The organism is Kitasatospora sp. NPDC001540 (genome assembly GCF_042894345.1).
Classification (GTDB): Bacteria; Actinomycetota; Actinomycetes; order Streptomycetales; family Streptomycetaceae; genus Kitasatospora; species Kitasatospora phosalacinea_C.
The window spans coordinates 1-11,980 of sequence record NZ_JBIAVO010000071.1 but is presented as its reverse complement, the minus strand read 5'-3'; the positions used below and the strand labels follow the sequence as shown (position 1 = coordinate 11,980).

Here is an 11,980-nt window from a genome sequence, read left to right as displayed (position 1 = left end):
GCCACCATCAAGGGCAACCTCTTCTGGGCCTTCGCCTACAACCTCGCCGCCCTCCCCCTCGCCGCCGCCGGACTCCTCAACCCCATGATCGCCGGAGCCGCCATGGCCTTCTCCTCGGTCTTCGTCGTCACCAACAGCCTGCGGCTGCGGACCTTCCGACCGGCCGAGTAGGGCCGCTCAACGGCCCAGCAGTTCCCCGCCGTTGCAGTGCAGGATCTCCCCGGTGATGAACCCCGCCTCCGCCGAGGCGAGGAAGTACACCGCGGCCGCGACCTCCCCCGACTCGCCGATCCGCCCGAGCAGGGTGCGCGCCGAGCGGCGCGCCACCTCGGCGTCGTCCAGGCGGGGGCCGAAGAACTCGGTGCCCGCGACGGTGCCCGGGGCGACGATGTTGGCGGTGATGCCGGACGGGCCGAGCTGGGCGGCCAGGAAGTGGTTCCAGGCGTGCAGGGAGGCCTTCGCGGCGCCGTAGGAGCCCGCGCCGCGCAGGGCGGCGATGGAGGAGACGGTGACCACCCGGCCGGAGCCGGGGGTGAGCCGGTCGCGGACGGACTCGGTGAGCAGCACCGCGGTCAGCACGTTGCGTTCGAAGTCGCCGCGCCAGCGGGCCAGGACGGCGTGCGGCCCGGCGCCGGGCACGGTCTCCCGGCTGCCCGCGTTGTTGACCAGGACGTCGATCCGGGCGGGCAGGGCGGGCAGCGCGGCCTCCACCGCGTCCGGGTCGGCGAGGTCGCACACCAGCGGGGTGACGTTCGTGCCGATCTCCTGCGCGGCCCGGTCGAGGACGCCGGGGCGGCGTCCGACGATCACCACGCGCTCTCCGGCCTCGGCGAAGCGCCGGGCCACCTCCAGGCCGATGCCGGTGCCCCCACCGGTGACTACGACGTTCCTGGCCATTGCGCACTCCCTCCCTGACCGTTCGCCGCGCCGCGCGTCGCAGGCGGTCCGTACCTGATTGCCACGATTCCTATCACGCTGGGTTGCGACGGCTGCGGGGTGGGTGACGCCGCGCGGCGGGCGTGCGGTGTGGTATGCACTCGGCCGTCCGGGTGCGCGGACGCACACGGAGAGTGGAGAGAGGCAACTCACACCCCCCTGGCGTAACTCTGCGCCCCCTGGTACGTCTTACCTTTTGTAGAGCGGGGCTCCGGCGGGCCCCGGACGGGCCGTCGATTCGTCGACAGCCCTCGCGCACGGCAACCGGGCCGGACCCGGACCCCGGGAACGCTTTGAGCGGCCGTTCCCGACCGGGGCCCGTCCCGGGCGCCGTGCGCCCCAACGAGGCAGACGCGAAGGGGCCCGGCCCCGCCCCCTGTACGGGAGGGCGGGACCGGGCCCCTTCGGCGTCGCGGCCGACGGCTCAGCGGGCGTCGAGCGGCACGTAGTCGCGGATCTCCACGCCGGTGTAGATCTGCCGCGGGCGGCCGATCCGGCTGGTCGGGTCCTTGATCATCTCGTGCCAGTGGGCGATCCAGCCGGGGAGCCGGCCGAGCGCGAACAGCACGGTGAACATGCTGGTCGGGAAGCCCATCGCGCGGTAGATCAGGCCCGTGTAGAAGTCCACGTTCGGGTAGAGCTTGCGCGAGACGAAGAAGTCGTCCTTGAGCGCGTGCTCCTCCAGTTTGAGCGCGATGTCCAGCAGCGCGTCGGACTTGCCGAGCTGGGCGAGCACCTCGTGGGCCAGCACCTTGACCTGCGCGGCGCGCGGGTCGAACGCCTTGTAGACGCGGTGGCCGAAGCCCATCAGCTTGACGCCGTCCTCGCGGTTCTTCACCTTGCGGATGAACGCGTCGACGTCGCCGCCGTCCTTCTGGATCTGCTCCAGCATCTCCAGCACGGCCTGGTTGGCGCCGCCGTGCAGCGGGCCCCACAGCGCCGAGATGCCCGCCGAGATGGAGGCGAACAGGTTGGCGTGCGAGGAGCCGACCAGGCGCACCGTCGAGGTCGAGCAGTTCTGCTCGTGGTCCGCGTGCAGGATGAGCAGCTTGTCCAGGGCGTTGACCACGACCGGGTTGAGCTCGTAGTCCTCGGCCGGGACGGCGAAGGTCATCCGCAGGAAGTTCTCGACGTAGCCGAGGTCGTTGCGCGGGTAGACGAAGGGCTGGCCCATCGCCTTCTTGTACGCGTACGCCGCGATGGTCGGCAGCTTCGCCAGCAGCCGGACGGTCGACAGGTTGCGCTGCGCCTCGTCGAACGGGTTGTGGCTCTCCGGGTAGAACGTGGAGAGCGCGCCGACCACCGAGGAGAGCATCGCCATCGGGTGCGCGTCCCGGGGGAAGCCCTGGTAGAAGCGCTTGACGTCCTCGTGCAGCAGGGTGTGCTGGGTGATCTCGTTGCTGAACGCCTCCAGCTCGTCGGCCTTCGGTAGCTCGCCGTTGATCAGCAGGTAGGCGGTCTCGATGAAGTTGGCCTCCGAGGCCAGCTGCTCGATCGGGTAGCCGCGGTAGCGCAGGATGCCGGCGTCACCATCGATGAAGGTGATCGCGGACTTGTTGGCGGCGGTGTTGCCGAAACCGTTGTCCAGGGTGACCAGGCCGGTCTGCGGGAGCAGCTTCGAGATGTCGAAGCCGGAGTTGCCCGCAGTGCTCTCGACGACGGGGTACTCGTACTCGCCGTCCTGGTACCGCAGTACTACCGATTTGTCGCTCACGTCTTCCTCACCGACGAAATTGATCCTCATCCGACTGCCCTGACGGTCCCAACGATCCCCCACCGAAGGACGGCCGCGCACCCGGGGGTGGCCCCGGGAAGGACCGGGGCCTACAAACTCCGCCGCTCCCACCGGTGTGAACCGGACAAGATCGGCGGCGGCACCGGACCAGGTTCCGCCCTAAATCTCTTCACGTCAAGACAACCTCTGAACGTACCGTACCCCCTCGAACTCAGCCCGCAGCCAATCTGTGGTCCAGCGCGGAGTGCCGCCGACCGGCGCTCACCGCCCGCACCGCCTGCCCGATGGCCTTGCGCGACCCGACCAGCACCACCAGCTTCCTGGCCCGCGTCACCGCCGTGTACAACAGGTTCCGCTGGAGCATCGTCCACGCCGACGTGGTGACGGGAATCACCACCGCCGGGTACTCGCTGCCCTGCGAACGGTGGATCGTCACCGCGTACGCGTGCGCCAGCTCGTCCAGCTCGTCGAAGTCGTACGGCACCTCCTCGTCCTCGTCGGTCATCACCGTCAGCTTCTGGTCGTCCACGCTCAGTGCCGTCACCACGCCCACTGTGCCGTTGAAGACCCCGCTGCGCCCCTTGTCGTAGTTGTTGCGGATCTGGGTGACCTTGTCGCCGACCCGGAACGTCCGCCCGCCGAACCGGCGTTCGGGCAGGCCCTCGCGGGCCGGGGTCACCGCCGACTGGAGCAGCGTGTTCAGCGCGCCCGCCCCCGCCGGGCCGCGGTGCATCGGCGCCAGCACCTGGACGTCCCGGCGCGGGTCGAGGCCGAAGCGCTGCGGGATCCGGCGGGCCACCACGTCCACCGTCAGGCCGGCCGCGCGCTCCGCGTCGTCCTCGACGAACAGGAAGAAGTCCGGCAGGCCCTCGGTCAGCGGCGGCAGGCCCTCGTTGATCCGGTGCGCGTTGACCACCACGCCGGACTGCTGGGCCTGCCGGAAGATCCTGGTCAGCCGCACCGACGGGATCGGGCTGCCGGGCGAGAGCATGTCCCGCAGCACCTCGCCCGCGCCCACCGAGGGCAGCTGGTCGACGTCCCCCACGAACAGCAGGTGGGCGCCCGGCGCGACCGCCTTGACCAGCTTGTTCGCCAGGATGAGGTCCAGCATCGAGGCCTCGTCGACCACCACCAGGTCCGCGTCCAGCGGCCGGTCCCGGTCGTACGCGGCGTCCCCGCCCGGCTTCAGCTCCAGCAGCCGGTGCACCGTCGAGGCCTCCGCCCCGGTCAGCTCCGCCAGCCGCTTCGCCGCCCGCCCGGTCGGCGCGGCCAGCACCACCTTCGCCCGCTTCGCCAGCGCCAGTTGGACGATCGACTTCACCGTGAACGACTTGCCGCAGCCCGGGCCGCCGGTCAGCACCGCGACCCTCTCGGTCAGCGCCAGGCGCACCGACTGCTCCTGCTCCGGGGCGAGTTCGGCGCCCGTCCGCTTCGCCAGCCAGCCCAGCGCGGCCGGCCAGTCCACCTCCCGGAACCACGGCAGCCGGTCCTCCTCGGCGCGCAGCAGCCGCAGCAGCTGACCGGCCAGCGAGATCTCCGCCCGGTGGAACGGCACCAGGTACACCGCCGTCACCTCCTGCCCGTCCGCCCCCGGCAGCCGCTCGCGCACCACGCCCTCCTCCGCGACCAGCTCCGCCAGGCAGTCGATCACCAGGCCCACGTCCACCTGCAGCAGCTTCACGCCGTCCGCGATCAGCCGCTCCTCGGGCAGGTAGCAGTTCCCGTTGTCGGTGGACTGCGACAGCGCGTACTGCAGGCCCGCCTTCACCCGCTCCGGCGAGTCGTGCGGGATGCCCACCGCCTGCGCGATCCGGTCCGCCGTCAGGAAGCCGATGCCCCACACGTCCGCCGCCAGGCGGTACGGCTGGTTCTTCACCACCCCGATCGAGGCGTCCCCGTACTGCTTGTAGATCCGCACCGCCAGCGAGGTCGACACCTGCACGCCCTGCAGGAAGACCATCACCTCCTTGATGGACTTCTGCTCCTCCCAGGCCTTCGCGATCATCTTCGTCCGCTTCGGGCCCAGCCCCGGCACCTCGATCAGCCGCCCCGGCTCGTTCTCGATCACCTCCAGGGTCTCCACCCCGAAGCGCTCCACGATCCGCTCGGCGAACCGCGGCCCGATGCCCTTGATCAGCCCCGAGCCCAGGTACCGCCGGATGCCCTGGACGGTGGCCGGCAGCACCGTCGTGTAGTTCTCCACCGTGAACTGCCGCCCGTACTGCGGGTGCGAACCCCACCGCCCGAACAGCCGCAGGCTCTCCCCCACCTGCGCCCCCAGCAGCGCCCCCACCACCGTCAGCAGGTCGTTGGCCCCGCGCCCGGTGTCCACCCGGGCGACCGTGTAGCCGGTCTCCTCGTTGGCGTACGTGATCCGCTCCAGGACCCCCTCCACCTGAGCCAGCTGCACCGGACACCTCACCCGCGATCAGGAACACGCCACCGGGAAAGGTACTCCGCCCGACCGACACCCCGGCGCGCGCGGCCGCCCGGACGGGCGCGACGGGGCCGCGCGCCGACGGCGCACGACCCCGTCGCGTCCCGCGGACGCGCCCGCTACTGCGCGCCCTCCCCCAGCCGCAGCACCCGCGGCACCCGGCCGCGCCCCGCCAGCGCCTCCAGCGCCGCCGCGCACGGCACCAGCACCAGCAGGCCGAGCGCCGCCACCGCGACGCCCGCCCAGTCCGGGGCGAACGCCGGGGCGCCCGGGCCCTGGGTGAAGACCCGCAGCTCCAGCGCCGGGCCCAGCAGCCAGGGCAGCGCCAGCCCCAGCAGCGTCCCGCCGACCACGGCCGCGACCACCACCGGGAGCAGCTGGACGAGCTGGACCCCCGCCGCGGCCCGGCCGCCGAGCCCCAGCGTCCGCAGGTGGGCGAGCACCCGCCCGCGCTCCACCGAACCGAGCAGCAGCTCCAGGACCACCGCGACCAGCCCCAGCAGCAGGCCGACCGCCGCCGACACCCGGAACGCCGTCTCCAGCGCCGCCACCAGGCCGTCGCCCTCGGACGCCGCCACCTGCTCGTCCAGGTAGCGGATCTCGATCGGCGCGCCGCGGCTGATCGCCCCGCCCGGCGCCCCGCCGCCGCCCGCGCCCGCGGCCGCCGCCGACCCCTCCACCACGGCCTTCACCCGGCCCGCGTCGATCCCGGCCGCACCCGCCGCCGAACCCGGACGACCCGGCTCCGCGAACAGCACGGCCGCGTTGCGCTGCCCGTTCTGCCGGGGCAGCAGCTCCGCCCCCGGACCGCCGAACACCAGCAGCCCGCCCGCCGTGCCGACGTCGCCGACCACCGGACCGATCGCCCGGTCGGCGACCGTGCCGTCCGGGACCACCCCGACGATCCGCACCCGGAACCCGGTGCTGCCCGCGTTCGCGTCGAACGAGCCGTCCGGGAAGCGCGCGGCCGTCGCCCGGTCCGCCAGCGCCGGGAGCTCCGCCCCCGCGGACAGCGGCTCGGACAGCTCCGGCGCGGACAGCGCCGCCACCAGCGGCGAGGAGGGCTCGTACCGGGCCAGCTCCGCCGGATCGACCCCGACCAGGCCCACGCCCTTCACCGTCGTCCCGTCCTCGTCGGAGGTCAGCGAGGCCTGCCCGCCGCGCACCCGGAGCACCCCGGCGACACCCGGAACCCGGCCCAACTCCCCGTCCGGCAGCGCCCGTTGCGAAGGCCCGAGGACCACCGCGTCACCGCCGACCCGCCACTGCGCGCTCTCCACCCGACCCTGCCGGACGGTGCCCGACACCAGCGCGCCGAACACCGCGCAGGCCAGCGCGGGCACCAGCACCAGCAGCGCCGTCGCCGCCGCGCCCGAACGCCGCCCGGCCTGCGCCAGCCCGACCAGCGCGACCGCACCGCGGCGGCGCCGCGCCCAGCGGGTCGCCCACCGCAGCGGCAGCGGGTACACCCGCAGCACCACGACCACCGCCGCCATGCCCAACACCACCGGCACCAAAGCCAGTTGGGGATCGGTCTCGGCCCCCGCCGGAGCCGCGCCGCGCAGCCGCAACTGCAGCGCGCCCACCCCCGCCAGCAGCAGCACCGCACCCTCCACCACCAGCCGCGCCGACAGACCCAGCGCCCGCTTCAGGCCCCGCCGGCGCACCCGCTCCCGGCCCGCCCGGCGCGCCGCCCGGCCCTGCCACCACACCGCCACCGCGGGCGCGCCCGCCACCAGCCCCGCCGACACCAGGACCGGCCACCACGCGCCCAGCGGCCGCCCGTCGGACCACCGGACGGCCACCGCCCAGCCCGCCAACAGGCCCGCCACGGCCGCCGGGACGGCCTCCAGCAGCCGAACGGCGGCGAGTGCGGGCTCACCCGCACCCCGGGCCCGCTGCAGCGCCAGCGCCGCCTCCCTGCGCCGCGCCCCGAGCCGGGCCGCGGCCACCGCCGTGGACACCCCGACCGCCAGCAGCCCCGCCAGCGCGAACGACTGCAGCACGACCGTCCGGGCCCGCTGCGCCGCGAACGCGTCCACCAGCGGGGAGAGCCGCTGGTTCACCTGCGGCGTGGCCATCCGGCGCGCCCGGATCGCGCAGCTGTCGTCCAGGGCGGAGACCGTCCCGCCGCACACCCGGTCCGCGACCGCACTCCCGAACATCCGGGCCGAGGACGACAGTTCGGCCGCCCCGCGGGCCGTGCCGCCACCACCCCGGGGCGGCTCGGCCAGCCAGAACACCCAGGTCGCCGCCGTGGTCAGCGACCCGCGCGCCTCCATCGCCTCCACCCCGGCCGGGGCCACCATCGCCTGGCCGTAACGGACGTAACCGTGGGGCACCGGCGAGTCCATCGGCGAGTTCAGCAGCGGCAGTTCGCGCCACAGGTCGTCCGCCCCCTCCAGCGGCTCGAACTCGCCGACCACCACCGCCTCGGTGAACCCCTTCTCCCCGGACAGCGCCACGCGCTGGCCGACCGACACCCCGAACAGCTCCAACGACCTGGCGGAGAGCCCGAGTTCGATCGGCGCCGTGCTCGCCCCGGCCGGCCGCCCCGGCGCCCGACCGGCCACCCAGCGCACCCGGTCCGCCGCGTCCTGGGCGTACACCAGCGACACGCTCGGCGGGCTCCCGAACGGCCTGGGCACGTCGGCGCCGGTCAGCTCCATGCCCTCCACCTGCGTCCACCCCGACACCCGCACCATGGACCGCGCCAGCTCGCCCCTGGACGCCTGCCGCATCTCCTCGCCGACCTCGGTCAACTCCGCGTCCAGGGTGTCGAACTGCGGGGCGGTCGACGCGTGCACCGGGTTCAGCGGCCCGGTCAGCTCGGTCCGCACCGTCATCAGCGGCCCGTTCGCCTGGGCCACCGCCAGCCGACGCGCCAGCTCCCGGTTCGCCGAACGCTCGAACAGCGGCGGCCACAACAGCGCGGCGACCGTCAGCACCGTCACCAGCAGCGCCAGCACCACCAGCACCGGCCGACCCGTCCGGACCTCGCGCGCGGCCGGGCGCCAACCGCCGAACCCGCCCGGCCGCAGCCCGCGCCACCCCGATCCACCCGGCCCGCTCATCCGCTCTCCCCCGCCCGAAGCTCACGCGCCAGATCGACCCGCGCCAACATCCGCGACAGCACCAGCACCACCGCGCCGGCCCCCAGGCCGGTCGCCAGCACCACCACCGCCGTCCACCCCCAGCCCACCGTCAACCGCAGGGCCGGGAACACCGCCAGACCGCCGCCTTCGACCACGACCAACGGCAGCACCACCGCCGCCAGCGCGACCCCGAGGACCCCGCCCAGCAGCACCGCGAACCCGACCACCACCAACTGCTCCAACCGCAGCACCCCGGACAACTGCCGACGCCGCACCCCCAACGCCCGCAGCACCGCGAACTCCCGCCGCCTGGACCGCGCCGACCCCACCGCGTGCACCGTGAACCCGGCCACCGCGAACACCGGCGACAACGCCAGCGACAGCAGCAGCGCACTGCGCCGCCCGTGCCGGAACGGGTCCTCGGCCAACGCTGCCGCCCGCGCCCGCACGCTGTCCGCCACGCCCAGCCGGGGATCGGCCGCGACCGCCCGCTCCGCCCGCACCGCGCCGTCCTTCGAGGACGCCGCCAGCAGCCACGCCTCGTCCGCCACCGGATCCAGCCCCAGCCCCGCCCGGGCCGCCGACAGCGCCCGCACGTCCACCAGCGCCTGCGGCACGTCCCGGCCCCGGCCGCCCGGAAGGTCGGCCAGCACCCCGACCACCTGCAACGTGAACTGCTCCACGTCCCCGAACACCAGCCGCGCCTGGTCGCCCACCGCGTAGTGGGTCTCCCGCAGGAACGCCGCGTTCACCAGGGCCGGCACCGGCAGCACCTTCGCCGTCCCGCCCGCGGGCAGCATCCCGAACGACACCGTGTCCGTCCCCGCGCTCAACGCGAACGCCTCCGCCCCGGGCCCCTGGTCCACCCCGATCTCCGGGAGCGCCCCGCGCACCACCGCCGACAGCACCCCGCCGTCCGGCTGCGACACCTCGCACACCCCCGCACGGCTCACCGCGGACGCCTGGCCGGCGTCCGAACGGCCCGGACACCCCAGCCCCGTCCGCACCGGCCCCCCGGGCGTGACGTCCGACCAGTGCCCGCCCGGCGGCAGCGACGCCCCCGCGACCCCCGACACCGTCAGCGTCAACGTCGCCCGCGGGAACTGTCGCACCGGCGTGCTCCGCAACGACAACCGGGTCACCTGCAGCGGATGGTGCAGCGCCCCCGACCCCAGCGGCAGCGACACCGTCCGGGACACCCCGTCCGGCGTCAACCGCCCCTGCACCGTCGTCACCAGCCCGCTCGCGTCCTCCACCTGCGCCGACAGCCACACCGGGCCGGTCCGCTCCGGCGGCGCCGCCGAAGCCACCGACACCCGCACGTCCACCGACGACGGCCGCCCCGCGAGCACCATCCCGTGCACCGGGACGTCCGTCCCCAACCGCCCCAAGTGCTCGGCCAGCGAACTCCCGTCGAGGTCCGAACGCAGCGCCGGAACCGCGTGCGTCCACGCCCCCGACGCCATCCGCTCCGGCGTCGCCGACGACCGCACCGCCGCCGTGTCCACCCCCAGCACCGTGGTCGGCGCGTTGCGCACCGTCCCGGGCTCCGACACCAGCGGCGTCACCGCCACCACCCCCGGCAACTCCGCCAGCGCCCCGTACCGCTCCCCCGGCGGCAGCTCACCACCCGTCACCCGCAGGTCCGCCCCCAGCTCGAACGCCGCCCGGTCCCGATCGCTCGGCGGCTCACCGGCCACCACCGTGGTGGTCAACGCCCCCACCGCCAGCGCCAAGGCCATCAACAGCACCGGCGCCCCCTGGCCCGAACGGCCCCGACTCACCTGCCACCCGCTCAACGGAGCCACCAGACCCCGCCCGCGCCGCGCCAGCGCCTCCAGCCCCCGCCCCAGCGGCGGCAGCAACCGCAACAGCAGCAGCGCCGCCGCCACCGTCATCACCACCGGAGCCAGCACCAGCACCGGATCGAACCCGACCGCACTCGACGCCGGGCTCAACAACCCCTCGTAATGCCGCAGTTGCAGGTACGCCAGCACCGCCACCGCGGCCAGCACCAGGTCCGCCCCGGCCCGCTGCGCCACCACCCGGCGGCCCCTGCGCGGTGGCGTCTCCCGTTCGCCACCGTCAGCCGTCCACACCACCGGCAGCAGCGCCGCGCACCCGTGCAGCAGCAGAGCCGCCCCCGCCACCGCCCACGCCGCCGGACCGACCGCCTCCGCAGCCGCCCCCTGCACCGGCAACCCCCACCGCTCCAGCACCCGCAGCAGCGGCCCCGCCGCCCACACGCCCACCAGCGCGGCCGGCACCATGCACACCGCCCACTCCACCGCGGCGACCCCCAGCAACCGGGCCCGCCCCGCACCGCGCGCCAACTGCAGCACCAGCTCCGCCCGCCGGAAGTCCGTCAGTTGACGAGCCGTCAGCACCAGCGTGACCGCCGACAGCACCCCCAGCATCGTCACCGGCACCAGCATCCCCGACCGCGCCACCGTCATCGGCGAGCGCAGCGCGTCCAACGCCGCCGGAACGTCACTGACCGCCCGCAGCGCCCGCACCGGCGGCTTCGCCCCGCGGAACACCATCCGAGCGGAATCACCCTTGGTCAGCCGCTCCACCTGGGCCCGCAGCGCCCCCAACTCCTCGACCCGCAACTGCCCCGGCGTCGGCAGCGCCGTCCACTGCACGTCCACCTCCTCGCGCAGCGCCGGATCCGTCCGCAGCAGGTCCCGCGACACCAGCGCCAACCCCCACGAGGCGTCCAGCCCCGACGAGACCTGCCAGGCCCGCCAGAGCGGAGCCGCACCCGGCGCCTCCCGGTACACCCCGCTCACCTTCAACGGCAGCGCCTTCGCCACCTTCACCACCGACACCGTCCCGCCGACCGACACCCCCAGCCGACGCGCCGCCGTCTCCGACAGCACCACCTGGTCCGGCCCCGACGGCCAACTCCCCTGCACCAACTGCGCGAACCGCTGCGGATCAGCCACCGAGATCGGCACCACCGGCAACCCCGCCCCCGCCGACCTCCCCGTCGACACCGTCCCGCCCGGCAACGGCACCGCCAACGGACTCGAAGCCCGCAACACCTCCTCCACCTGGGCCGACGTCCCCGGCAACGCCCGCCGCAACGCCCCCCGCACCTGGGCGTCCGCCTTCTCGTCCGCCCCGTCCGCGTACCGCCCCACCAAGGAGACCGACAGCCGCGGATCCTCCGCCAACCGGCTCCGCATCCCCTCCGTCACCGAACTCGCCGTCAATGCCGTCAACGCCGTCAGCACCGCTACGGCCAACCACACCGTCACCGCCGCGGCCCCCAGCACCACCCCGTGCTGCCCGGCCCGCCGCACTCCGGCGGGTGAACCCCGCCCGTCGACTCCCATGTCCCCCCGAAGTCCTTCCGTCGCCATCCGATGGTCTGGACCAATTCCGATGACGGGCAGTCTGCCGCCAACCCTTCGCCCAAACAACCGTCCGACGATCACAGACCGGACTCGTTCGCCCACCGCCTATCCGGAACTTCCGCCTCCGGGCCCGGAAATGCGGAAAGGGCCCCAGCCGTATGGCTGGAGCCCTTTCTCTGAAAGATTGTTCGGCGGCGTCCTAATCTCCCACAGGGTCCCCCCTGCAGTACCATCGGCGCTATGAGGCTTAGCTTCCGGGTTCGGAATGTAACCGGGCGTTTCCCTCACGCTATGACCACCGAAACACTATGAAACTGTGTACCACCCGACCGCACGTGTGCGGCGGGGGGTCGTTGTTTCAGAACAACACAGTGGACGCGAGCAACTGAGGACAAGCCCTCGGCCTATTAGTACC

5 protein-coding genes, 1 rRNA gene and 1 pseudogene are annotated in these 11,980 nt (G+C 74.0%); 1 reads left to right on the top strand and 6 read right to left on the bottom strand.

Annotation, left to right across the window (positions count from 1 at the left end; all coding sequences use genetic code 11):
* A pseudogene (locus ACFY00_RS37620) lies at window positions 1-171 on the top strand (haloacid dehalogenase); the annotation flags it as partial.
* A 6-nt stretch (window positions 172-177) separates the two neighbouring features.
* On the opposite strand, the gene ACFY00_RS37615 reads toward ACFY00_RS37620, so the two are convergent.
* The 6 genes from ACFY00_RS37615 to rrf form a co-directional block, all read right to left on the bottom strand.
* Window positions 178-897, bottom strand: coding sequence for an SDR family NAD(P)-dependent oxidoreductase (locus ACFY00_RS37615; RefSeq protein WP_388038630.1), 720 nt, complete (start codon window positions 895-897; stop codon window positions 178-180).
* Between the two features lie 463 nt (window positions 898-1,360).
* Window positions 1,361-2,650 carry a citrate synthase gene (locus tag ACFY00_RS37610; protein WP_388038627.1) on the bottom strand — a complete coding sequence of 430 codons (1,290 nt, stop codon included), beginning with the start codon at window positions 2,648-2,650 and terminating at the stop codon, window positions 1,361-1,363.
* Window positions 2,651-2,882: 232 nt separating this feature from the next.
* Window positions 2,883-5,081, bottom strand: coding sequence for an ATP-dependent RecD-like DNA helicase (locus ACFY00_RS37605; RefSeq protein WP_388038625.1), 2,199 nt, complete (start codon window positions 5,079-5,081; stop codon window positions 2,883-2,885).
* A gap of 146 nt (window positions 5,082-5,227) precedes the next feature.
* On the bottom strand, window positions 5,228-8,182 hold the full coding sequence (locus ACFY00_RS37600) for a hypothetical protein (RefSeq protein ID WP_388038623.1): 2,955 nt from the start codon (window positions 8,180-8,182) through the stop codon (window positions 5,228-5,230).
* Window positions 8,179-11,544 carry an ABC transporter permease gene (locus tag ACFY00_RS37595; RefSeq protein ID WP_388038621.1) on the bottom strand — a complete coding sequence of 1,122 codons (3,366 nt, stop codon included), beginning with the start codon at window positions 11,542-11,544 and terminating at the stop codon, window positions 8,179-8,181. Before ACFY00_RS37595 ends, ACFY00_RS37600 begins: the two co-directional genes overlap by 4 nt.
* Window positions 11,545-11,751: 207 nt before the next feature.
* Window positions 11,752-11,868: ribosomal RNA gene (gene rrf / locus ACFY00_RS37590) — 5S ribosomal RNA — on the bottom strand.
* Between the last annotated feature and the right edge of the window lie 112 nt (window positions 11,869-11,980).

What these genes read in the sequence shown, in the direction of transcription:
- ACFY00_RS37615 (WP_388038630.1), bottom strand. Translation starts at nt 897, where the DNA reads ATGGCCAGGAACGTCGTAGTCACCGGTGGGGGCACCGGCATCGGCCTG.
- ACFY00_RS37600 (WP_388038623.1), bottom strand. Translation starts at nt 8,182, where the DNA reads ATGAGCGGGCCGGGTGGATCGGGGTGGCGCGGGCTGCGGCCGGGCGGG.
- ACFY00_RS37595 (WP_388038621.1), bottom strand. Translation starts at nt 11,544, where the DNA reads ATGGGAGTCGACGGGCGGGGTTCACCCGCCGGAGTGCGGCGGGCCGGG.